Here is a 22311-nt window from a genome sequence, read left to right as displayed (position 1 = left end):
GTCAGGTGCAGCACGCAACCTCATGATCGTTGGCCGGGGCCGGAGTGCGCCCCTGGACGGGGGCAACCTTCAGCTGGACCTTTGCGTCTCCCGAGGCTGCCTCGCGCCGCGCCGTTGCCGCACGCGCGGACGCGGTGGAGCGGGAGGCGAGTACGCTTGAGGGATCCTTCAGCCAGGACGACGCCAGCGCACCCTCGACATCGGCGCGCATGAGCCCGATATCCTTGAGGCTTCGGTCGTCGAGCTCGGTCAGGAGCAGGATTTCCCGGCGATTGACGACAGCTTTCGCGAACGAGATGACACCGGCAATCCCTTGGGCAGCAACACGCGTGACGCCGGCCGAAACCGATGCGAACGACTTCGTGGCAAATGTCATGATAAGCATGACGGCCTCCTGAGCTACGGGACATCCCCTGCTTTGCCCGGACGCGCCGCTGGCAAAGCTTCGAGACTGACCAAAGGATAGCTACGGACTAGCCATCAGCCAAACGAATGCTTATGATGCTTGACAACACGGATATTGATGAGCGTCCCGGAGAACCGCCATGGCGCATGTGCTCGATGCAGACCAGCTCAAAACCTTTGTCGCGATAGCCGATACGGGCTCGTTCACGCGGGCCGCGGAGGTGGTCTTCAAAACGCAATCGGCCGTGTCCATGCAGATGAAACGGCTCGAGGAGCGCGTCGGCCGGCCGCTGTTTGGTCGTGACGGGCGCCATGCCAAGCTGACCGAGGATGGCGAGCGGCTGCTCGACTACGCCCGCCGCATCGTCCGGCTCAACCTGGAATGCGTCGCGAGCTTCACCGACGCAGACCTGAAGGGGCGCATCCGCCTCGGCGTGCCCGACGACTATGCCGACCGCTATCTGCCCGAGATCCTGGCGCGCTTCGCCCGCTCCAACCCGCGCGCCGAAGTCACCGTGGTTTGCGAGCCGACGCCGATGCTGGCGGACAGGATCGCCACCGGCGACATCGACCTCGCGATCATCACCCATGTCGAGAGCCGCGGCCAGGGCGAGATCATCCGCATCGAACCGCTGCTCTGGGTAACCTCCGCGCGCCACGGCGTGCATGAGGAGGACCCGCTGCCGCTGGCGCTGGGCCGGCCGACCTGCAACTGGCGGCAGGCGGCCGTCGAGGCACTTGAGACCAAGGGCCGCCGGTTCCGCGTGCTCTATGCGAGCTGGAATTCGACGGCTGTGGGCGCGGCCGTCGTGGCGGGACTTGCCGTCTCGGTGCTGCCCGAAAGTGCTGTCCGGCCCGGCATGCGCATCCTTGGCCCGACGGATGGCTATTCGACGCTGCCATCCTGCAAGATCGGCCTGCTGCGGACGCGGTTCGATCCGTCCGTGCTCTCGAACGCGCTGGCGGAGCACATCATCCAGAGCCTGGACAACCTGCAGAGCTTCAAGACGGCGGCCGAATAGGGCCCCCGTCGCCTCGTGACTTACGGGAGGCCGCTGTTGACGCCGGCGACCATGCGGATGAGTGACTGCCCGATCTGCGTCGCGCTGGCGACAATGACGATCGAGATCAGACCTGCGATGAAACAGTACTCGATCGCCGTCGCGCCGCGCTGGTCTGCGGCGAAGCGCTGGAGATGGCGTACGAACCTGTTCATGCCGCTAAGCTAGCGGCAAAGTCTCGGACAAACAGTTAATCGCAAGACTTCAATCCCGGCCATTTGTCGCTTTTCAGGCGAATCCGCCGCCTTCAGATCGCGCACTCGTCGAAGACTGGCGCGATCTGCCCCTTCCACTTGCTCCCGAAGGTCGTGCTCAGCGTCTGGGACAGTGTCCGGCCGCTCGCGACGATTTCGTTCAGCGGATCGAGGAAGACGGTCTCGTCCTGACCGGCCGCGTTCTTGCGCGCCCGGCGCGCCAGGCCCGCCCGCGACAGCGCCAGCACCTCGCCAGCGATATCCTGGAGCTTGCGCCCCGCGATCACGGCGTCGAGGCCCTGCTTCGGCACCGCGTCACGCAGAGCCTGACGTTCGTCGTCGCTCCAGCCCTTGACGAGCTCCCACGCGCCGTCGAGCGCGGTCTGGTCGTAGAGCAGTCCGACCCAGAAGGCAGGCAGCGCGTTCAGGAGTTCTTCGGGGCCGGCATCGGCGCCGCGCATCTCGAGGAAGCGCTTCAGCCTGACTTCCGGGAACAGCGTCGAGAGGTGGTTGGCCCAATCCGAGATGGTCGCGCGCTCGCCCGGCAGTTGTGCGAGCTTTCCGGCCAGCAGGTCGCGGAAGGAAGCGCCGGCGACGTCGTGATAGACCGCCCCGCGCTTGACGAAATACATCGGCACGTCGAGGGCCCAGTCGACATAGGCCTCGTAGGACATGGCCTCGTCGAAGGCGAAGGGGATCATGCCCGAGCGGGCCTTGTCGGTGTCGCGCCAGATCTCGGAGCGCACGGACTGGAAGCCGTTCAGCTTGCCTTCGGTAAAGGGCGAGGACGCGAACAGCGCGGTCGCGAGCGGCTGCAGGGCCAGCGAGACCCGGAGTTTCCTGACCATGTCCGCTTCAGTCGCAAAATCGAGGTTCACCTGCACGGTGCAGGTGCGGAACATCATGTCGAGACCGCGTGTGCCGACCTTCGGCATGTAGTTCGCCATGATCTTGTAGCGCCCCTTGGGCATCACGGGCGTCTGCTCGCGTGTCCAAAGCGGCGAATGGCCCAGCGAGACGAAGCCGATGCCGTGCGGCTCGGCCACCGCCTTGACGTCGGCGAGATGCCCGGCGAGTTCCTCGGCCGTGTCGTGCAGCGTCTCGACCGGGGCGCCGGACAGTTCGAACTGGCCGCCGGGCTCGAGCGAAATCGCGCCGCCGCCGTCGGGACCGGCCAGCCCGATGATGTGGCCATCATCCACGATAGGCTCCCAGCCGAGCTTGGCCTGCATGCCTTCGAGCAAATGGCGGATGCCGCCCTTGTCGCCGCGCCCGTCATAGGGGACCGCCGCATTGTCCTCGCGATAGAACGGGAACTTCTCGTGTTCCGTGCCGATCCTGAAGTCGGAGGCCGGTTTTTCGCCAACGGCGATCCAGGAAATCAGTTCGTCCTTGGAACCGACCGGGGTCGAATCGGACACATCGCGAGCCATGGGCGCTCCGGCGCAAGTAATCGAGGCCAGGCTTCCATCCTGCGGGCTGCAGCGACGGATCAGGCTTCCGGGAGCGCCAGACATAGGCGAGGCGGGATCGCTCGACAACGACCTCCGACCCGCGTTTTTCGGACGAACTTCTTGCGGCAGCGCAGACCGGCCCTGCGTCGCCCGCCGCGAATCACCGCTCAGGCCGCGCCGCGCCAGTCCTGCCTGGCATCCGGCGTGGCCAAAGCCGCGCCGTCCAGGCGGGTTTCCGAGGCCAGCCAGTCGACCACGGCCGCGAGGCCGGCCGCCTGCCCACCGGCCCGTGCACGCGCCTCCTCGAAGACCGCGAGCTGCATGTCGGCGCTGCTGCCGCCTGTGGCGATGGTCCGGCAATGGGCGAGGTCGCGGGCGCAACCCAGCGCTGCGGCGTCCCCCGCCAACTGGTCGACGAGTTCATCGACGAGGCTCGGCACCGTGCGCATCGTGCGGCTTTTCGCGCAGATGAGACCGCCATGGCTGCCATAGCGCTGGGCCCGCCACACGTTTTCGGCCGCGATAGCCCGCGATGCCGCGGTGAGGTCGGTATTGACGGCCGGATTGCGCTGGAGATGGCGGACGATGCAGCGATACAGCGCCGCGATCGCCAGAGTGTCGTCGAGCCGCGTGCAGCTGTCGGCGATCCGCAGTTCCAGCGTCGGATGCTTGTCGGAGGGGCGAATCGCCCACCAGATATAGCTGGTGTCCTTGATCGCGCCGGCCGCGGTCATGGTCTCGACATAGGCGCGATAATCCGCGGGATCGAGGAAGAGCTCCGGCAGTCCCGTCCGCGGGAGTTCGGCATAGGCCGAGAGCCGGTAGCCCATCAGGCCGGTGCGCTGGCCCTGCCAAAACGGCGAGGAAGTCGAGAGCGCCAGCAGCACGGGCAGGTAAGGCAGGATGCGCACCATCAGGCTGATGCGCTCATCCTCGTCTGGCACCTCGACATGGACATGCAGCCCGCAGAGCTGATTGCGGCTGCCGAGCATCTGGAGATCGCGCATCAGGCGGTCATAGCGCGAGGCGTCGGTGGCGCGCTGGCGCGTCCAGACGGCGCTGGGATGCGTGCCGCAAGCCAGCAGGAGCATATCGTATTCGAGTGCAAGACCGGCGAGCTTGCGGCGCAGGCCCGACAGCGACGCCCTCGCCTCCTCCATTGATTCGCAGACAGGCGTCGCAACCTCGATCTGCGATTGCAGCATTTCGCGCTGCACCTCGTCAGGGAAACGCTCCTGAACCGCCGCGATGAATTTGGGCTGGACCCTGCGCACAACGCCGCGACTTTCGGCGTCGGACAGGAAATATTCTTCTTCGATACCGAAGCGACAGGCTTCGCTCATGGCGTGTTCCTCATCGGGCTAGTTCAGGCAGGCCGGCAGAGGGCGTCCGCACGCGACGCGACACCCTGTCGGGCCCGCGTCACAGCCTGATGGCCAATGAGTCGAGAATACGGCTTCCCCCTGCACAGCGCCGGAAACGCCGCAAAGCGGTAGTCGTTCCAGGACGCGATGTCGCAAGCGGCGCGATGTGAGCCGGCGCTCAGCCGCGCGGCCAGTCTCCGAGAACTGCCTGCACCAGGGTCAGCGCCGCGACTGCGGCGGTATCGGCACGCAGGATTCGCGGCCCCAACGAAATCCGCAGCGTGTTGGGCCGCGCCATGATGCGAGCGCGCTCGGCTTCGTCGAAGCCGCCCTCCGGCCCGATCAGCACCGCGCAGGGACCTGGCTTGGCCCTGCTCAAGGTCGTGATCGGGCTTTCCTGCGCCATCGCCTCGTCGCAGAAGATCAGCAGCCGCTCTGGTTCCATTGCGTCGAGCGCCACGTCGAGTGCGCACTCCGGCCGGATCTCGGGGAGGCTGAGGATGCCGCATTGTTCGGCAGCCTCGACCGCATTGGCCTGAAGCCGGTCGAGATTGAGCCGCGAGACCTGGGTGCGGCGGGTCAGTACGGGCTGCAACACGCCGGCCCCCATCTCGACCGCCTTCTGCGAGATGTAGTCGAGACGCGCATGCTTCAACGGCGCGAACAGATAGTGCATGTCGGGCGCCGCCGTCTGCGGGCGTGCCTGGCGCAGGAGGCCGAGGCTGGCGGATTTGCGCCCCTCGGACGTGATCGCGGCGAGCCACTCCCCGTCTCGGCCGTTGAAGACCATGACGGTATCGTCGGTTTTCAGGCGCAGCACGTTGAGCAGGTAGTTGGCCTGCTCGCGTTCGAGCGGCAGCCGGGTGCCGACAGTCAGATCGGCTGCAACCCAGAGCCGGTAGCGGGCAAAATCGGGAACGGACATCCGCAAAGCTTCCATCTCAGGGCCGGCGCGAGAAATGCCAGCAGGCACGAAAACCGCCACAATCATGGACTAACGGCACCATTCGCCCGGCCCGGGCGATGGAGCAGATAGACTCGCGGTGGCGCTTGGCGCTAACACGTCGGGACTGCTATTAACATTGTTGCGCGGCAAGACCCGCAGCAGGGCGATCATGGAGAGGGACGAGATGCGGCGCAGGATGGCTTCAGGAGTGATTGCGACCTTTGGGCTCGCGATCGTGTCCCTCCTCGATTCCGCTCCGGCCAACGCACAGGCGTCCGGCTGCGAGCAGATGCAGAAGCTGCTTCAAGAGCGGCAGTCGATCGTCGCCAGCCTGAACTCCGCCTCGAAGACAAAGCGCAAGCTGACCCCTGCGCAGGCCTGCAGCACGCTCGGCCGCCTCGTGGGCAACGGCAATTCGGCTCTGAAGTTCGCTGCGGCGAACAAGGACTGGTGCCAGATTCCCGACGCGTTCATCGGCAACATGAAGGCCGACAACGAAAAGGCCTCCGGCATCCGCAACCAGGCCTGCAACGCCGTGAAGCAGCAGGCCCAGATGATGCAGCGTGCCCAGCGGGCGCAGCAGCAACAGCAGGGCGGCAACCCGTTCGGCGGCGGCGATGCGCTGACCGGCGGCGGCATGCGCGTTCCTCCGGGCGCACTCTGAGCCCATCGTGGCCCGCCTGCCCGAGACCGCCCGAGCCGTCCCGACACCCGCCAACGACACGCCGCTGCCCGATGCGCTCTCAGGCCATTGGGTGGATACGCGCGCGCCGCTTGCGACCAGGCCCTATCTGAAGCTGGCTCGGATCGAGAGGCCGATCGGCTGGTGGTTGCTGTTGCTGCCGTGCTGGTGGGGCGCCGGGCTGGCCGCGATCGAGAAGCAGTTCGCCTTTCCCGATATCTGGCACTGCCTGCTGTTCCTGATCGGCGCCGTGGTGATGCGTGCCGCGGGCTCGACATTCAACGACATCGTCGATCGCAAGCTGGATGCGCAGGTGGCGCGAACGCGCGGGCGTCCGTTGCCCTCCGGCCAGGTCACGGCCAAGGCGGCTGCGATCTTCATGGTCGCGCTGTCCCTGATCGGGCTCGTGATCCTGCTGCAGTTCAATCGCTTCACCGTCCTGCTCGGGATCGGTTCGCTGGCGATCGTCGCAGTTTATCCCTTCATGAAGCGCATCACCCAGATGCCGCAATTCGTCCTCGGGCTGGCCTTCTCCTGGGGCGCCCTGATGGCATGGAGCGCTGTGTTCGGACGCCTCGATGCGCCGGCCTACCTCGTCTATGCGGCCGCCGTCGTCTGGACGATCGGCTACGACACGATCTACGCGCTGCAGGACATCGAGGACGACATCCTCGCCGGCATCAAGTCGAGCGCGCGCTATTTCGGGGAACTCAACCGCGAGGCTATCGGCGGCTGCTTCGGTCTAGCCGTGCTCCTGACCGCCGCCGCGACCAGGCAGGTCGGTGGCGGAGCCTTCGCCTGGCTCGGGGTTGCGGCCTTCGCCGGCCATCTCGGCTGGCAGGTCGCCCAGATCAAGGGCGTAAAACCGGCGCTGGCACTGAAGCTGTTCAGGTCGAACCGCGACGCAGGCCTGCTGCTGGCGGCAGGTTTTGCGCTCGACGCGCTTGTCCGCTTCGGCCTGTAACTTTCCGCTCCACCAACGCGGCAGCATTCCGGGACGCCCTCTGGGCAGCCCGGACGCATGAATGTCGTGACCTGCCGGACCGCTCTTCAGTCCGTCAGGCGCTCACCCGCGATCACCGTCGGGCGCTCCGCCAGGCGGCCGGTCTTGCGGCGCACCAGGAAGCGCGGCCGGCGACCGTTGAGGAAGGAATGACGCCGCCTGATCCTGATCGGCCCGAGCGCCAGGCGGCCGATCTGGGGAAAAGGTTCTGAGACCGTACCATCGCTGGTCTCCAGCAGCAGCGGCAGGCCGCTGGTGCGTCCGCAGTCGCGCCACAGCGCCACCGCGTCGTCCTGGTGGACAACCGCAATCGTGATCGAACGGCCGTCGCCGGCGGTCAACGCCAGTTCCAGGCGCTCCTCATCCTGGCCCGAGCAGGCCAGGCGCATCGCGATGCCGCGCCAGCCTGGCGCGCCGCGCAAGATCCTGACGGACCCGATGCGCTCGATACGCGGCGCTTCGAGTTGCGCCGGCATCGGGTTCTTGGGGACGGTGGTCGTGTGTGTCGAGCGGCCGGAGAGATCTGACGCGAAGTCGACCTCTCCGGCAGCCGGCGTGACGCTGGCCATCGGTATAACGCCTCTCTGTAAACCCTGCTGCGACTGAGCCCTCTGTGATGTCCGGGGCTCTCGTGCTTGCAGGCCGAGATTTGCGTCCAAGCCCTATCCGAGCGCTTAAGCGGTTGGGTTAAAGGACTGTGTTTCCGGCCTTGGCGGTCCCAGAATGGCCTGTTTCATGCTTGATGCTTGACGGAGTCTTTCAGGGCGAGCGGGCATTTTCGCTTGTACCCACAACACCCCATCCGATACGGACACATCATGAGCACGCCACCGCTGCCAATCGTTCCGGACTTCCTGCCGGCGATCCGCGAGAGCTGCGTCGAGGCCGGCGAGATCGCGCTGGACCTGTTCCGGCCTGGCGCCCAGACGGCGGCCAAGACCTGGTCCAAGAGCGGCGGCTCACCTGTCACGGAAGCCGATATCGGCGTCGACACCTTCCTGAGGATCAGGCTTTCGGTCTTGATGCCCGAGGCCGCCTGGCTTTCGGAGGAGACCGTCGACGACGCGCTGCGGCTGTCGCGGCGCTTCGTCTGGGTCGTCGACCCCATCGACGGCACGCGCGCCTATATGGGGGGCTCGCCGGACTGGGCAGTCTGCGTCGCGCTGCTCGACCAGGGTGTACCGGTCTTGGGCGTGGTGCACGCGCCGGCCTGCAAGGCGACCTATACGGCCACCCTCGGCAGGGGCGCGTTCCGGAACGACGCAGCCATTGCGACATCGAAGCTGACGGGGATCACCGATGCCCGCATCGCCGGCCCCAAGCCGATGCTCGACGCACTGGCGCGGCTGGAGGATTTCCAGCAGGTCGAGAAGATCCCTTCCCTCGCACTCAGGCTGGCGCGGATCGCCGATGCGACCATCGACGCCGGACTGATCTCGCCCGACGCCCGCGACTGGGACCTGGCGGCGGCCGACCTGATCCTCAGGGAAGCAGGCGGGCAACTGAACGGAGCCGATGGCCAGGCCGCGAGCTACAATCGCGAGACGCCGATCCACGGCATGCTGGTCGCCAGTGGAGATGGTCTTGCCCTGCCATTGCAGCAGAGCCTGCAGCGGATGCGCGACGGGCAGGGGCAGCGCGTCTGAGTGCCGCGCCATTGCGGGCGCGGAATCGCGAAATCCGTGCCGTAAAACACTCGCACAGCAGGCCCGGATGGCTTATCTGGTGCCGTGACTGATGAACCGCATGATGTCGAACGGGCAGGCGCAGGGCCCTCCCGGCGGCGCCATGCCTCCCGAATTGAGACGACAGGCCCAGCCGGAGAATCGACGTGGAATCCGAACAGAAGCAGTTGCTGCATCTCGTGATCGGCGGCGAGTTGAGCTCGCTCGACGGCGTGACCTTCAAGGACCTGTCCAAGCTCGACATCGTCGGCGTCTACCCGAACTACGCCACCGCCCATGCCGCCTGGAAGGCCAAGGCGCAGGCGACCGTCGATCAGGCCCAGACCCGCTATTTCGTGGTGCACCTGCACCGCCTGCTCGAGCCCGGCGCGTAACAGCAAGCCGGGACCGGGCGCGGCCGGCGAAGGCCCGCACCGGCTCCCGGATTTCGGCACCATGCCCCAGCCCTGGTCGGATGCAGACGCATAGCGCGCGCCGACCAGGACGTCACATTCCATAGATTGGTCGACCAGCAGCGATGGGCTTCTCCATTCTCAAGACGCGCGCGGCGCAGGAGACGCTGGGCCGGCTGCTCGCCGGCTATCTCAAGCTCGTCCAGCGCACCAACCGCTTCGTGATCGAGCCCGCCGACATCTATGACAAGGTCCGGCCCGAACTGCCTCTGATCATCGCGATGTGGCACGGCCAGCACATCATGATCCCGTTCTCGCGGCCCGAGTGGATGCCGGCCTGCTCGCTGGTCTCGCGCCATGGCGATGGCGGCTTCAATGCCGTGGCGCTGCGCGAACTCGGCATCGGCGCGATCCGCGGCTCCGGCGCACTGGGCAAGAAGATCCGCGAAAAGGGCGGCGCAAGCGCGTTCCTCGCCATGGTCAGGCGGCTGGCGGCCGGCGACACGATGGTTCTGACCGCCGACATCCCCAAGCGCGCCCGCGTCGCGGGGCCGGGCATCATCGCGCTGGCGCGCGCGTCCGGCCGGCCGATCCATCCGATCGCCGTCGTCACCAGCCGGCGCATCGATTTCAAGAGCTGGGACCGCGCCTCGATCGGTCTGCCCTTCGGCCGTGGCGCAATCGTCGTCGGCGACGCGATCCGGGTCGCCCGCGATGCCGACGAGGCGACGCAGGAGGCCGCGCGGCTGGCGCTCGAGGCGGGGCTCGATGACGTCCATGCCCGTGCCTATGCACTGGTCGGTGCCCGCGACCCCGGCGAAGGACTGCGCGTCGCAAAGATACCTGCCGCCCCGGCCGCAGGAGAAGCGGCATGAGCGGCAAGGGCGCAATCCTGCACGCCTATCGCCTGCTCACCTCAGCGTTGGAGCCGGCAGCCGCCGGACTGCTGCTGTGGCGGCGCCGGCGCGGCAAGGAGGATCCCGAGCGCGTCAGCGAGCGGCGCGGACATCCGAGCGTGCGACGCCCCGACAAGACGCTGGTCTGGCTGCATGGCGCCAGCGTCGGCGAAACCGTGACGCTGCTGCCGCTGGTCGACATGCTGAAGCGGCGCGGGCTTGCCGTGCTGGTCACGTCGGGCACCGTGACCTCGGCGAAACTGCTCGCGGCGCGCCTGCCGGCAGGCGTGATCCACCAGTATTTGCCGCTCGACGTGCCGCGCTACGTTCGCCGCTTCCTGGACCACTGGCACCCCGAGATCGGACTGATCTGCGAATCGGAGATCTGGCCCAACCTCGTGATCGAGGCGCGCCGGCGCGACATTCCGCTCGCTCTGGTCAATGCACGCATGTCGGAGCGCTCGTTCAAGCGCTGGTACAAGCTGCCGAAGACCTCGCACTTCCTGCTCTCCTGCTTCGAATCCTGCCTGGCGCAGTCGCAGGGCGACGGCGAGCGGCTGGCGCAGCTGGGCGCCCCGCGCGTCAGCATCGCCGGAAACCTGAAATTCGACGTCCCTGCCCCGCCGGCCGACGCCAATACGCTGGCGATCCTCGATGGACTGACCACCGGTCGCCCAGTCTGGATCGCAGCCAGCACACATCCCGGCGAAGAGGAGATGATCATCTCCGCCCATCTCGGCATCAAGGCGCACCTGCCCAAGCTGCTGACGATCATCGCCCCACGCCACCCGCATCGCGGCGTCGAGATCGAAGCGCTCGCGCAGGCCAACGCGGTCGCGGTGTCGCGGCGCTCCGCCGGCCATGCGCCGGAACGCGCGGACGAACTCTACATCGCCGATACCGTTGGCGAACTCGGCCTGTTCTTCCGGCTCTCGCAGGTCGCGTTCCTCGGCGGCTCGCTGGTTCCGACCGGTGGGCATAATCCGATCGAGCCCGCCAAGCTCGGCTGCGCCCTGCTCCATGGACCTCACATCCGAAATTTCGCCGACGTCTTCGCGGCATTCGACCAGGATGGCGGCTCGCGCGAGGTGTCGGACGTCCAGGCTCTCGCCGGCGCCGCCCATCGCTGGCTGAGCGACCCAGCCGCGGCGCGCCAGGCGGCCAGGAAAGCCGCGCAGACCAGCGCGCAGCTCGGCGGAGCGCTGAACCGGACCATGCAGGCGATCGAGCCCCTGCTGATGCGGGTCGCAATCGGCCAGCGCGAGTCCGCCTCCTGATGCGCGCGCCGGCTTTCTGGTGGCGGCCACGCCCCGGAGCGCTGGCGCGATTGCTACAACCCTTGGGCTGGCTCTACGGCGCGGTCACGCTGCGGCGCATGCGCCGGCCGGGTGCGTCAGCCGGCATCCCGATCATCTGCGTCGGCAATTTCGTCGCCGGCGGCGCCGGCAAGACGCCCACCAGCATCGCGCTCGCGGCCCTGCTGCGCCAGCGCGGCGAGACGCCCTTCATGCTCACGCGCGGCTATGGCGGGGCGCTGGAGGGCCCCGTCGAGGTCGATCCCGCGCGTCACCTCGCCAGCGAGGTCGGCGACGAGGCTCTGCTCCTAGCCCGCCAGGCGCGCACCGTCATGGCGCAGGACCGCCCGGCAGGCGCTGCCCTGGCGACATCGCTGGGCGCCAGCGTCATCGTCATGGATGACGGGTTGCAGAACCCGTCGCTGGCAAAACAGCTGAGGCTGGCCGTCGTCGATGGCGCTACCGGCGTCGGCAACGGCCTGTGCCTCCCGGCCGGACCGCTGCGCGCGCCGCTAAGCGGCCAGTTGTCGGCAGCGGATGCGGTGGTCGTGATCGGCGATGGCGAGGCCGGCGCGGCAGTCGCGACCCAGGCCGCCGAACGGGGGCTGTCCGTGCTGGGCGCGCGGCTGTCGCCTGCGCCGGGCGTCACCGCGCAGCTGGCCGGCCAGTATGTGATCGCGGTGTCCGGCATCGGCAGGCCCGAAAAATTCACGGCGACCCTGAGCGCGGCGAAAGCGCGCATCGTGGCGGAGCGTCCCTTCGCAGACCACCACGCCTACACGGCAACGGACGTCTCGGAGCTCATCGCGCAGGCGACGGAACGAGACTGCCTGATCGCGACGACGGAAAAGGACATGACCAAGCTCGGCCCGCTCTGGCCCGAGGCAGAGCTGTGGCGGCTGGTCGTGGTACCGGTCGCGTTGCAGTTCGCGGAAGTCGGCGCAATGCGGGCGCTGCTGGACCGCGCCCTCGGCGAGCGCTGAATCAGGCCCGCCCTGCCCGCCGCAGGCGCAATTGCACGGCTTCCGGCGAGATATAGGCTTCCTGGAACTCGACCGACCAATAGCGGAGATCGTCGAGCCGGATCGGCGCGCCTGTCACCGCACAGCGCACAAAGGCACCCGGCCGCACGACGCGGAACTCGCCATGGCCGTAGTCGACCGCAGCTTCGGGTCCAGGGATCGGGGGGCGCTCGCTGATATTCATCACCACAGCATCGAAACCGTTGATCGGAAAACGGATTATCGAAATAGTCCGCGCCCTGTGATAGCGTGCCCGCCGATGATGTCCAGCCTCATGCGCCTTGTCGCAGCCCTGATGGGAGTTGCGCTTCTCCTGTCCTCGACCGCTCGGGCTGACGGCTACGAACGCGTGCGCATTCCCTTCGACGACGGGCAACTCGACGCCGTGCTGTACCGTCCCACCGGCCCCGGCCCATTCGGCGCCGTGGTCGCCCTGCATGGCTGCAACGGCCTCTGGCGCAGCGACGGCAAGCTCTCCCTGCGCCATTCGGACTGGGGCGAGCAGTTGGCGCAGGCCGGCCTGATCGTGCTGATGCCCGACAGCTACGGCTCCCGCAAGCTGGGCTCGCAATGCGGCGTCAAGGAGGCAGCCGTCCGCCCGAGCCGCGAGCGTGTCGCTGATGCAGCAGCCGCGCGCCGCTGGCTCCAGACGCAGGGCGACGTCCGCAAGGACATGATCGCCGTGATGGGTTGGTCCGGCGGCGGATCCGCCGTTCTGGCCGCGATCAGGCGAGACCGCCGCCCCGCAGATGGCCTCCCCGACTTCACGCGGGCCGTCGCGTTCTATCCGAGCTGCCGGCTGCAATCGGAATCCAGCAGCTTCTCGGCGCGGCTTCCGGCGCTGATCCTGATGGGGGATGCCGACGACTGGACGCCGCCGGCGCCTTGCGACTACCTGGCGCGGGCGGCACGCATGCGCGGCGAAAGTGTCGAACTCGTGCTCTACCCCGGCGCCCTTCACGATTTCGACCACCCACGGCTCGAGATCAAGGAACGCTCCGATATCGCCTATTCCGCGACCGGCACCGGCAAGGCCATGGTCGGCACCAACCCGGCCGCGCGCGACGATGCGATCAAGCGGGTGAAGGCCTTCCTGAAGGGTTTTTGACCTCGCCAGGCGAGGTTCAGAACAGGTCGCCCTGGCTCGACTTCGGCGGCTCCTTGCGCGCCGGCCGCGACGGCCGCGCCGATGTCTCGCTTCCGCCCGACACGACCACGCCGAAGCGCCCGTCGGCGAGCTGGACGTTCAGGCTCTGACCGGCACTGACATGTGCAGTGCTTCGAACCAGCGCGCCGGCCTCGTCTCGAATGAGCGCATAGCCGCGCGCCAGCACGGACTGTGGGCCGAGCGAACGCATGAGGGCCCAGATCGAGGCGAGACCATCGCGACGCCGGGAAAGCCCCTGCGCAAATGCGCGGTCGGCGCGCAATGCAAGATCGCCTACGCGCTCGGCAGCGCGCGAGACCCGCAGCTTTTCGGCCCGCAGCAGCGCATCTCGTCCCGCCCGGAGGCGGCTGGAGAGCCCGTCCAACCGCGCGCTGTAGCCAGCGAGCCGGGCCGAGGGGGAATGGCGGGCGAGGCGCTGGGCCAGCGCCTGAAGCTGCATCTCATGGACCCGCGCATTTCGGGCTAGCGCCGGAGCGAGGCGCGTCGCCGCGAGGTCGAGCCGCTGGCGCGGGCCCGAGAGCAACGCCTCGGGCGCCGGCAGGGCCCGGCTCAGTGCCCGGAAATCGCTGCGGCGGCGATCCGACAGGCGACGCATCGCGCCGGCCTGCCTGCGCGAGAGGTCCGCGACGAAGGCCATCAGTTCGGCGCGCACGGGCACGACCTTTTCTGCGGCGCCCGTTGGCGTCGGCGCACGCAGATCGGCGGCGTGGTCGATCAGGGTCCAGTCGGTTTCATGGCCCACCGCCGAGACCAGCGGGATCAGCGACGACGCCGCGGCGCGGACCACGACCTCCTCGTTGAAGCCCATCAGATCTTCCAGCGAGCCGCCGCCGCGCGCCACGATGATGACGTCGGGGCGCGGGATCCGGCCGCCTGCCGCCAAGGCATTGAAGCCGTTGATGGCGGCGGCGACCTCGGCTGCGCTGGTTTCGCCCTGCACGCGCACCGGCCAGACCAGGACATGGCGTGGGAAGCGATCCTCCAGCCGGTGCAGGATATCGCGGATGACGGCGCCGGTCGGCGAGGTCACGACGCCGATCACCTTGGGCAGATAGGGGATGAGCTGCTTGCGTTCCTCGGCGAACAGGCCTTCCGCCGCGAGCTTCTTGCGACGTTCCTCCAGCAGCGCCATCAGCGCGCCGATGCCCGCCGGCTCCAGCGAATCGATGATGATCTGGTAGCTCGACTTGCCGGCGAAGGTGGTGATCTTGCCGGTGGCGATGACCTCCAGCCCGTCCTGCGGCCGGGTCTTCAGGCGACCGAACACGCCCTTCCAGATCACCGCGTCGATCTTGGCGTTCTGGTCCTTCAACGAGAAATAGACGTGCCCCGACGCGACCGGCCCGCGATAGCCTGAGATCTCGCCGCGCACCCGCACGAAGCCGAAGCTGTCCTCCAGCGTGCGCTTGAGCGCGCCCGACAGGTCGGAGACCGACCATTCGGGAGCGTTGGAGACCGGGGCTTCTGGCGATTCGCTGTCCATGGCGGGACCATAGCGGTGGGAACGGCAGAGCTGAAGCGTTGCCCAACGCACTGTCGAAGGCTATTGCCGCCTTCTGATTTCAGCGCAGGAACCTGTACGGGTCATCCCGGACGAAGCGAAGCGCAGATCCGGGAGCCATGCCGGAACCGTCCCGGGCTGGCCCCCTGGTCTCCCTCTGGTCGCCCGGGATGACCACGGTAGACGGATGTCGCAGGTAAGGAGACGACGATGAAGTTCCTACTGATCGGCTCGGGCGGACGCGAGCATGCCCTCGCATGGACGATATCGGCCTCCGCGCTGTGCGACCGGCTCTATATCTCACCGGGCAATCCCGGCACCGCCCAGTGCGGCGAGAATGTCGTGCTCGACATCGCCAACCACGACGCCGTCGCGACCTTCTGCAAGCTGCACGGCATCGACCTCGTGGTCGTCGGCCCCGAGGGTCCCCTCGTCGACGGCATCGCCGACAGCCTGGCCGCAGCCGGCATCAAGGTGTTCGGGCCCTCCAAGGCAGCCGCACAGCTCGAGGGCTCGAAGGCATTCACGAAGGAGCTCTGCGCCGAGTTCGACATCCCCACGGCAGGCTTCGGGCGCTTCGACAACGCTGCCGAGGCCAAGGCCTATGTCGCGGCCCAGGGCGCGCCGATCGTGATCAAGGCCGACGGGCTTGCCGCCGGCAAGGGCGTGATCATGGCCGAGACGCTGGCGGAGGCGAATGAAGCCATCGACATGATGTTCTCCGGCGGGCTCGGTGCTGCCGGCGCCGAGGTCGTGATCGAGGAGTGGATGATCGGCGAGGAGGCGAGCTTCTTTGCGCTCTGCGACGGCACGCATGCGCTGGCGCTCGCCTCGGCGCAGGACCACAAGCGCGTCGGCGATGGCGACACCGGCCCCAATACCGGCGGCATGGGCGCCTATTCGCCGGCTCCGGTGATGACGCGGGCCCTCGAAGAGCAGGTGATGGCCGAGATCATCCGCCCGACGCTCGCCGGCATGGCCAAGCGCGGCACCCCGTTCAAGGGCGTGCTCTTCGCCGGTCTGATGATCACCGCGCAGGGGCCAAAACTGATCGAATACAATGTCCGCTTCGGCGATCCCGAATGCGAAGTGCTGATGCCGCGCCTGAAGAGCGATCTCGTGCCGGCTCTGCTGGCGGCCTGCGACGGCGTACTCGACCAGGTCGATCTGCGCTGGTCGGACAAGGCCGCCCTCACCGTCGTCCTCGCCGCGAAGGGTTATCCCGCCGCCCCCGAGAAAGGCAGCGAGATCAGGGATATCGCCAAAGCCGAGGCGCTCGACGACGTGCTCGTCTTCCATGCCGGCACAAGGCTGTCCGGCGCCGACGCGCTTGTCGCCGATGGCGGTCGCGTGCTCAACATGGTGGGCTTGGGCAAGACCGTGAGCGAGGCGCAGGCGCGCGCCTATGCGGCGGTCGATGTCGTCGACTGGCCGGGCGGATTCTGCCGCCGCGACATCGGCTGGCAGGCGGTCAAGCGCGAACTGGAAGGCTGACATGGCAAATCTCGACCCATTGTTCCCCGGTTTCCAGGCACATTGGGTCGATGGGCCCGTCGGCAAGATCTTTGCCCGGGTCGGTGGCGAGGGTCCGCCGGTCGTGCTGATCCACGGCTTTCCGCAGACGCATGCGGAATGGCACAAGATCGCAGGCGAACTGGCGAAGACGCATACGGTCGTCTGCCCGGATCTGCGGGGCTATGGCTGGTCTGCCGCGCCCCATGGCGACGGTGGCGCCGAGACCTACAGCAAGCGCGGCATGGGCGAGGACATCGTCGCCGTGATGCAGGCGCTGGGGCATCTGCGCTTTGCCGTGATCGGGCATGATCGCGGGGCGCGCGTCGCCTATCGCCTGGCACTGGACCATCCCGGTCGCGTCGAACGGCTCGCCCTGCTCGACATCATGCCGACGCTGTCGATGTGGGAAGGCATGGACGCCGCCCGGGCGATGCAGGTCTACCACTGGACCTTCCTGGCACAGCCGGAACCCGTGTCGGAAAACCTGATCAAGGCCAATCCGCTCGGATGGCTCGACCACACCATCGCGAGTTGGAGCCGCGCAAAAAACCTCGATCTGTTCGATCCGCTCGCGATGAAGTCCTATGGCGAGTCCTTCAACGATCCCGCGCGCATCCACGCGGCCTGCGAGGATTATCGCGCCGGCGCAACGACCGACCTCGAACACGACAGGGCGGACCGCGCCGCCGGCAAGACGATCCTGTGCCCGGTGCTCGTCCTGTGGGGCGAGGCGGGTATTCCGGCCAAGGGCGCAAGCCCGCTCGAGATCTGGCGCGAAACCTTCGCACCGCAGGCCGAGGGCATGGCCATAGACAGCGGCCATTTCCTGCCTGAAGAAAATCCGGCGGCGACGCTGGCCGCGTTGCTTCCCTTCCTCAAGGCACCCGCCTGACCACGCCTCGAACCGACCAATCTGCCATTCACTTCATGACGAGCCGGAGCTTTCGATGAAACTGACCGACTTCAAGGCGCTGACCTTCGACTGCTACGGCACGCTGATCGACTGGGAGAGCGGCATGGTCGCCGCACTCTCGCCGCTCGTCGCAAAGGTCGGTCGCCCGCTGAGCCGCAATCAGGTTCTGGAAGCTCATGCCCGGCAGGAATCGCGCCAGCAGCGCTACACCCCCGGCAAGCGCTACAGCGAGGTTCTGGCCGTGGTCTACAGGCGCCTCGCGGAAGAATGGGCCGTGCCCGTGAGCTGGGAGGAATGCGAAGCCTATGGCCGCTCGGTGGGCGACTGGCCAGCCTTCCCCGACACTGTCGCGGCGCTCAAGGTGCTGAAGAAGCACTACAAGCTCGTCATCCTGTCCAATGTCGACAACGTCTCGTTCGCCCACAGCAACCGCCGGCTCGATATCGACTTCGACGCCATCTACACCGCCCATGACATCGGCAGCTACAAGCCCGCGATCGGCAATTTCGACTACATGCTCGAGGCGCTCGCCGATCTCGGCATCGGCAAGGGCGACATCCTGCACACCGCCGAAAGCATGTTCCACGACCACAAGCCGGCGAACACGGTCGGGCTAGCCTCGTGCTGGATCTATCGGCGTCATGGCGACGAGGGGTTCGGCGCGACGATGAACCCCGGCGAGATGCCGCATTATGATTTCCGCTTCAATAGCCTGGGCGAGATGGCCGCTGCCGTCGAAAAGGAAGCCAGCGGCGGCTGACCGAGGCTGTCCCTCGGCCGATGCCGGAGACGAGACGACCATGCCTGACAGCATGCAGCAAGGCCGCGCGATGGCGCCCCGTCAAACCGGACAGGCGCAGCCGGGGCTCGTTCTCGTCCTCGGCGCGGGCGGGGCGCGCGGCCTCAGCCATATCCCCGTGCTGGAGGCGCTCGACGAGCTGGGCGTCCGGCCGGTGCGCATCGTCGGCTGCTCGATGGGCGCGATCGTCGGTGCTGCCTATGCGGCCGGTCTCTCGGGCGCGGATCTGCGCGAGCATGTCGCCAAGACCTTCAAGGACCGGGCGCGGGTGATCGCGCGATTGCTCGACGCCCGCGTCGGCAAGTTCACCGATCTGATGCGCGGCCTCGGCAACCCGGTCCTGATCGATGGCGAGCGCATGCTCGACCTGTTCTGGCCCGACGCGGTGCCCGATCGTTTCGAGGAGCTGAAGATCCCGTTCGCCGCACTGGCGACCGACTACCATCAGCACGCCGAGGCGCTGCTGACGCACGGCCCGGTGACGCCGGCGGTCGCAGCCTCGCTCGCGATACCCGGGCTCGTGCGACCGGTCGTCATCGACGGGCGCGTGCTGATCGACGGCGGCGCGATCAATCCCCTGCCCTATGAGCGCTTCCTGGCACCCGGCAGCATCGTCATGGCCGTCGATACCAGCGCGCCCGCGACCGTCAGCGACACCCGCATCCCCGAGCCCCTGGAAGCGATGGTCGGCGTCAGCCAGATCCTGACGCGCACGCTGGTGCAGCGCATGATCGAACGCCAGCCGCCCGACATCCTGATCCGCGCCGGGATCGACGGCATTGGCGGGCTCGATTTCTTCAAGGCCCAGGCGATCCTCGACGCGTCGGAAGGCGTCAAGGACGAGGTCAAGCGAAGGCTTTCTCAGGCACTCGAAGGGCGGGACTGACCGGCTCGGGCTCGTCACAGCGGAAGCCCGGCATCGCCCCCAGCAATGCCGCCCTGCCCTGTTCGGTCAGCCGCACGGCACGGCTGTCCTTCCTGCGCTCGACCCAGCCGGTCTCGAAGCAGCGGCACGCCAGCGCCGCGGCTAGCGAGCCTGCCAGATGCGGCTTGCGTTCGCTCCAGTCGAGACAGGGACGCAGGCTCGCGCGTCTGCTCCTGCCGGCCTGGCCCTTCGCGATACCCAGCGCCGCGAAGATCGCCTCGCCCGAATCGGTCAGGCCATAGCCGCCCTCAGCCACGGCGAGATGCCCACCCGAGACCAGTGCGTCATGGATGCCGATGCCCAGGCGCCCGGCGAAATGATCGTAGCAGGTGCGGGCCGCGCTGAGTTCCGCACCGACGCGCGACGGCAGCCGGCGCCGCGACGGCTCGATCCCGGCGAGCACCATCAAGCCTTCCAGTGCTGCCGCGACCTCCGGTCCTGCGAGCCGAAAATAGCGATGGCGACCCTGGACTGCGACGGCGAGCAGCCCGCCCTGCATGAGCTTGGCGAGGTGGCCGCTGGCGGTCTGCGGCGCGACGCCGGCGAGGTAGGCCAGTTCCTTGGCGGTGAGCGCGCGCCCGTCCATCAGGGCATGCAGCATGTTGGCGCGCGCGGGATCTCCCATCAGATTGGCGATCCCGGCGAGGTAGGGGCCGTTTGCGCTCATGACATCGTTCTCCTGCCGTAATCGCCGTTCACAGCGTCCCATCTCCTCGCGTCGTCATCCCGGACGAAGCGAAGCGGAGATCCGGGATTTATTCCGCCCGGCTCCTCGGGGTGAGTGCCCGCGACTGCGTTCGACATCCTCAACCGCGATCCTCCGACCACGCAAGCATGAACACTACGGCGCCGACCGTAGCATCGGCCCGCGACAGCCGCCGGGTCCGATGTCACAACATGGCATGGACACGCCCTCGCTCATTCTCTTCATCGCCGGGACATTCGTGCTGGCCGGCTTCGTCAAGGGCGTCATCGGGCTGGGGCTGCCGACCATCGCGGTCGGGATCCTTGGCGTCGTGATGGCGCCGGCCCAGGCCGCAGCGCTGCTGGTCGTGCCGAACCTGATCACCAATGGCTGGCAGATCGCGACCGGACCCGGCATCAAGGTCGCGCTCGCTCGGCTCTGGCCACTGCTAGCCGGGATCTGCATGGGCACCTGGGCTGGGGCAGGCCTGCTGCAGCAGCAGAAGGACGGCTCGGCGACGCTCTGGCTCGGCATTGCGCTGGTCGCCTATGCAGTCGTCGGGCTCAAGGCCGCGACCTTGCGCGTACCGCCCCACGCCGAGCGCTGGCTCGGGCCGGCCATCGGGATCGCGACGGGAATCGCGACCGCTGCTACCGGCGTCTTCGTGCTGCCGGCGGTGCCCTATCTCCAGGCGCTCGGGCTCGACAAGGATGAACTCGTCCAAGCACTCGGCATATCCTTCATCGTCTCGACGCTGGCGCTGTCGGTTGGCCTGGTCGGCGCCGGCGCGCTCGATGCGACCGTCGCCGGGCATTCACTGCTGGCGCTGGCGCCCGCGCTCGCGGGCATGGCTGCCGGAACCATGATCCGGCAGCGCATATCGGCCACAACATTCAAGCTTAGCTTCTTCGCCGGGCTCCTGTTGCTCGGCGGCTATCTGGTGTTGCGGACCATCTGACGATCGCCGCAGCGCCGGGGATCAGTTGTTGTGCGCGACGCGGGCGTAGCGGCGCGTGGAGCGCTTGTGTCCGTACCAGCTGGCCTCGCGGGCTCCGACATCGACATGCACGATGCCGTTTGGGTAGGAGCCGACCCCGCCACGATTGTCGAGGGTCTTTGCAGCTGCGACCGCCCGGCGGGCCGAGGTCGAGAGCGGCCGGAAGTCGATCGCATTGCCATGGTAATGCTGGGAGCGGCGAGCGTGACGGCCGCCACAGGTCGAGGTGATCTGGATGGGGCCGATCTTGGCGATCAGTTCCTTGATCATGGCGACGGCTTCGGGCCTGAGGCAGCCAAGACCTTTGACCTGTGGCTGGAAGGAAATCTTTTCGAGTGGGACGGTGGCATTCGCGACAACGGGCAGACAAGCCGCAAGACTAACGGCCAACACAATATTACGCATTACTACCTGACACAACTTGGGAGGATGGAAGGCTCTAACCACCATCTCATGGTCTGGTTGAGCAGTTCTCCGTCCGAATAAATCGATGCAGAGGCGAAAATGTGGCAGCACCTCGCTGCGCTGATCTCACGCGGCAGCAGAGAATGCCTTTCAAGAAACTCTTCGAATCTGTATCAAGTCTATCGCTATGCCGAATACATGTAATTTATTTTAGCGCTTTACGCTGGACCAAGCTTTTCCGAGGTTATCTCTTCGCTTTGAAGAACTCGCGCAACATCGTCGCCGCGTCGCTCTCGCCCAGCCCGCCATAAATTTCCGGCGCGTGATGACAGGTCGGACTGCCATAAAGCCGCACCCCGTTCTCGACCGCGCCCCCCTTGGGATCGCCCGCCCCGAAATAGAGGCGGCGGATGCGGGCGAAGGATATCGCGCCCGCGCACATCGGGCAGGGTTCGAGCGTCACATAGAGATCGCAGCCGATCAGCCGCTCGCTTCCGATCTCCTCGCAGGCGAGGCGCAGCGCCAGCATCTCGGCATGGGCGGTCGGGTCCTTGAGTTCGAGAGTGCGATTGCCGGCGCGGGCCAGCACCACGCCGTCGCGCATCACCACCGCGCCGACCGGAACCTCGCCGCGCTCGGCCGCCGCGCGGGCCTCGTCGAGCGCCAGCGCCATTGCATTCACAGCATTGCCTTGCATGCGCACCATTAAAACCCTGCTTTACCGCTCGCGAGCGGCAAGGCGCTCTGCTACAAGCGCCGGCTATAAGTCCGCGTTCCCTCGGCTCATGCGCCGACGGGGCACGCGCGCGACACCAATTATGTGAGCATCGGCCCCCAGCGAAAGTGTGCCCCACTTTCACGGACCATGCTTCGGAGCGATCATGAGCGACGACAACAACCAGAAAAGCCGTGGTCCGCGCAAGGGCGGCGGCGCAGGCGGCCGTGGCGGCGGCAAGGATGGCGGCGCGCGCGGCGGCGGCTTTGGCGGCCGTGGCCCCTCGCGT

General features: G+C 67.3%; 25 protein-coding genes. 14 read left to right on the top strand and 11 right to left on the bottom strand.

Features of this window, described 5'->3' with window-relative positions:
- Position 1 precedes the first annotated feature (1 nt).
- Positions 2-385 (bottom strand): DUF1127 domain-containing protein, encoded by a 384-nt coding sequence (locus tag AC1D2L_RS15645; protein WP_476846812.1) that lies wholly within the window; start codon positions 383-385, stop codon positions 2-4.
- Positions 386-545: 160 nt separating this feature from the next.
- Between AC1D2L_RS15645 and AC1D2L_RS15640 the strand changes: the two genes are divergently transcribed.
- On the top strand, positions 546-1427 hold the full coding sequence (locus AC1D2L_RS15640; RefSeq protein WP_476846811.1) for a LysR substrate-binding domain-containing protein: 882 nt from the start codon (positions 546-548) through the stop codon (positions 1425-1427).
- A gap of 20 nt (positions 1428-1447) precedes the next feature.
- Here AC1D2L_RS15640 and AC1D2L_RS15635 read toward each other — a convergent pair whose 3' ends face one another.
- The 4 genes from AC1D2L_RS15635 to AC1D2L_RS15620 form a co-directional block, all read right to left on the bottom strand.
- Positions 1448-1621, bottom strand: coding sequence for a Flp family type IVb pilin (locus AC1D2L_RS15635; RefSeq protein WP_476846810.1), 174 nt, complete (start codon positions 1619-1621; stop codon positions 1448-1450).
- A gap of 92 nt (positions 1622-1713) precedes the next feature.
- Entirely contained in the window at positions 1714-3093 is a 1380-nt protein-coding gene (locus AC1D2L_RS15630; RefSeq protein WP_476846809.1) for a glutamate--cysteine ligase, read from the bottom strand.
- Between the two features lie 188 nt (positions 3094-3281).
- Positions 3282-4457 (bottom strand): carboxylate-amine ligase, encoded by a 1176-nt coding sequence (locus AC1D2L_RS15625; RefSeq protein WP_476846808.1) that lies wholly within the window; start codon positions 4455-4457, stop codon positions 3282-3284.
- A gap of 199 nt (positions 4458-4656) precedes the next feature.
- On the bottom strand, positions 4657-5403 hold the full coding sequence (locus AC1D2L_RS15620) for a 16S rRNA (uracil(1498)-N(3))-methyltransferase (RefSeq protein WP_476846807.1): 747 nt from the start codon (positions 5401-5403) through the stop codon (positions 4657-4659).
- A gap of 229 nt (positions 5404-5632) precedes the next feature.
- On the opposite strand from AC1D2L_RS15620, the gene AC1D2L_RS15615 reads away from it, so the two are divergent.
- Together AC1D2L_RS15615 and ubiA are read left to right on the top strand one after the other, a co-directional pair.
- Entirely contained in the window at positions 5633-6088 is a 456-nt protein-coding gene (locus tag AC1D2L_RS15615; protein WP_476846806.1) for a hypothetical protein, read from the top strand.
- Between the two features lie 16 nt (positions 6089-6104).
- Positions 6105-7070 (top strand): 4-hydroxybenzoate octaprenyltransferase, encoded by a 966-nt coding sequence (ubiA, locus tag AC1D2L_RS15610; RefSeq protein WP_476846997.1) that lies wholly within the window; start codon positions 6105-6107, stop codon positions 7068-7070.
- Positions 7071-7156: 86 nt separating this feature from the next.
- Here the strand turns inward: ubiA and AC1D2L_RS15605 are convergent, their stop codons facing one another.
- Complete coding sequence (locus tag AC1D2L_RS15605; RefSeq protein ID WP_476846805.1) at positions 7157-7678, bottom strand: DUF6101 family protein; 522 nt, start codon at positions 7676-7678, stop codon at positions 7157-7159.
- Between the two features lie 249 nt (positions 7679-7927).
- On the opposite strand from AC1D2L_RS15605, the gene AC1D2L_RS15600 reads away from it, so the two are divergent.
- The 5 genes from AC1D2L_RS15600 (at position 7928) to lpxK (ending at position 12360) form a co-directional block, all read left to right on the top strand.
- Entirely contained in the window at positions 7928-8755 is an 828-nt protein-coding gene (locus AC1D2L_RS15600; RefSeq protein ID WP_476846804.1) for a 3'(2'),5'-bisphosphate nucleotidase CysQ, read from the top strand.
- Positions 8756-8940: 185 nt separating this feature from the next.
- Positions 8941-9168: a DUF4170 domain-containing protein gene (locus tag AC1D2L_RS15595; protein WP_476846803.1), complete on the top strand. Its 228-nt coding sequence runs from the start codon at positions 8941-8943 to the stop codon at positions 9166-9168.
- A gap of 143 nt (positions 9169-9311) precedes the next feature.
- The gene (locus tag AC1D2L_RS15590; RefSeq protein ID WP_476846802.1) at positions 9312-10061 is read left to right on the top strand and encodes a lysophospholipid acyltransferase family protein; all 750 of its coding nucleotides are present in this window, start codon (positions 9312-9314) and stop codon (positions 10059-10061) included.
- The gene (locus AC1D2L_RS15585; RefSeq protein ID WP_476846801.1) at positions 10058-11359 is read left to right on the top strand and encodes a 3-deoxy-D-manno-octulosonic acid transferase; all 1302 of its coding nucleotides are present in this window, start codon (positions 10058-10060) and stop codon (positions 11357-11359) included. The genes AC1D2L_RS15590 and AC1D2L_RS15585 overlap by 4 nt, the downstream gene beginning before the upstream one ends.
- Positions 11359-12360 (top strand): tetraacyldisaccharide 4'-kinase, encoded by a 1002-nt coding sequence (lpxK, locus tag AC1D2L_RS15580; protein ID WP_476846800.1) that lies wholly within the window; start codon positions 11359-11361, stop codon positions 12358-12360. The genes AC1D2L_RS15585 and lpxK overlap by 1 nt, the downstream gene beginning before the upstream one ends.
- A 1-nt stretch (position 12361) precedes the next feature.
- Here the strand turns inward: lpxK and AC1D2L_RS15575 are convergent, their stop codons facing one another.
- The gene (locus AC1D2L_RS15575; RefSeq protein WP_476846799.1) at positions 12362-12583 is read right to left on the bottom strand and encodes a DUF2093 domain-containing protein; all 222 of its coding nucleotides are present in this window, start codon (positions 12581-12583) and stop codon (positions 12362-12364) included.
- 90 nt (positions 12584-12673) lie between these two features.
- On the opposite strand from AC1D2L_RS15575, the gene AC1D2L_RS15570 reads away from it, so the two are divergent.
- On the top strand, positions 12674-13507 hold the full coding sequence (locus AC1D2L_RS15570) for a dienelactone hydrolase family protein (RefSeq protein WP_476846798.1): 834 nt from the start codon (positions 12674-12676) through the stop codon (positions 13505-13507).
- A 16-nt stretch (positions 13508-13523) separates the two neighbouring features.
- Here the strand turns inward: AC1D2L_RS15570 and xseA are convergent, their stop codons facing one another.
- The gene (xseA, locus tag AC1D2L_RS15565; protein ID WP_476846797.1) at positions 13524-15050 is read right to left on the bottom strand and encodes an exodeoxyribonuclease VII large subunit; all 1527 of its coding nucleotides are present in this window, start codon (positions 15048-15050) and stop codon (positions 13524-13526) included.
- Between the two features lie 228 nt (positions 15051-15278).
- On the opposite strand from xseA, the gene purD reads away from it, so the two are divergent.
- From purD to AC1D2L_RS15545, 4 genes are read left to right on the top strand one after another with little or no spacing between them, the layout of a single operon-like run.
- Positions 15279-16562, top strand: a complete 1284-nt coding sequence (gene purD, locus AC1D2L_RS15560; protein ID WP_476846796.1) for a phosphoribosylamine--glycine ligase — start codon at positions 15279-15281, stop codon at positions 16560-16562.
- A gap of 1 nt (position 16563) precedes the next feature.
- Complete coding sequence (locus tag AC1D2L_RS15555; protein WP_476846795.1) at positions 16564-17475, top strand: alpha/beta fold hydrolase; 912 nt, start codon at positions 16564-16566, stop codon at positions 17473-17475.
- A gap of 55 nt (positions 17476-17530) precedes the next feature.
- Positions 17531-18256: a haloacid dehalogenase type II gene (locus AC1D2L_RS15550; RefSeq protein WP_476846794.1), complete on the top strand. Its 726-nt coding sequence runs from the start codon at positions 17531-17533 to the stop codon at positions 18254-18256.
- A gap of 40 nt (positions 18257-18296) precedes the next feature.
- On the top strand, positions 18297-19181 hold the full coding sequence (locus AC1D2L_RS15545) for a patatin-like phospholipase family protein (protein ID WP_476846793.1): 885 nt from the start codon (positions 18297-18299) through the stop codon (positions 19179-19181).
- On the opposite strand, the gene AC1D2L_RS15540 is transcribed toward AC1D2L_RS15545, so the two are convergent.
- A complete protein-coding gene (locus tag AC1D2L_RS15540) occupies positions 19141-19887 on the bottom strand; it encodes an ArsR/SmtB family transcription factor (RefSeq protein ID WP_476846792.1) in 747 nt (248 codons plus the stop codon). The two genes, AC1D2L_RS15545 and AC1D2L_RS15540, sit on opposite strands and share 41 nt — an antisense overlap.
- Positions 19888-20122: 235 nt before the next feature.
- Between AC1D2L_RS15540 and AC1D2L_RS15535 the strand changes: the two genes are divergently transcribed.
- Positions 20123-20863 (top strand): sulfite exporter TauE/SafE family protein, encoded by a 741-nt coding sequence (locus tag AC1D2L_RS15535; RefSeq protein WP_476846791.1) that lies wholly within the window; start codon positions 20123-20125, stop codon positions 20861-20863.
- A gap of 21 nt (positions 20864-20884) precedes the next feature.
- Here AC1D2L_RS15535 and AC1D2L_RS15530 read toward each other — a convergent pair whose 3' ends face one another.
- A complete protein-coding gene (locus tag AC1D2L_RS15530) occupies positions 20885-21172 on the bottom strand; it encodes a peptidoglycan L,D-endopeptidase MepK (RefSeq protein ID WP_476846790.1) in 288 nt (95 codons plus the stop codon).
- 379 nt (positions 21173-21551) lie between these two features.
- Complete coding sequence (locus AC1D2L_RS15525; RefSeq protein WP_476846789.1) at positions 21552-21980, bottom strand: nucleoside deaminase; 429 nt, start codon at positions 21978-21980, stop codon at positions 21552-21554.
- Positions 21981-22311: the final 331 nt, after the last annotated feature.

The organism is Allobosea sp. P1_B10, from assembly GCF_056406735.1.
This window is presented reverse-complemented; position numbering and strand designations above follow the sequence as displayed.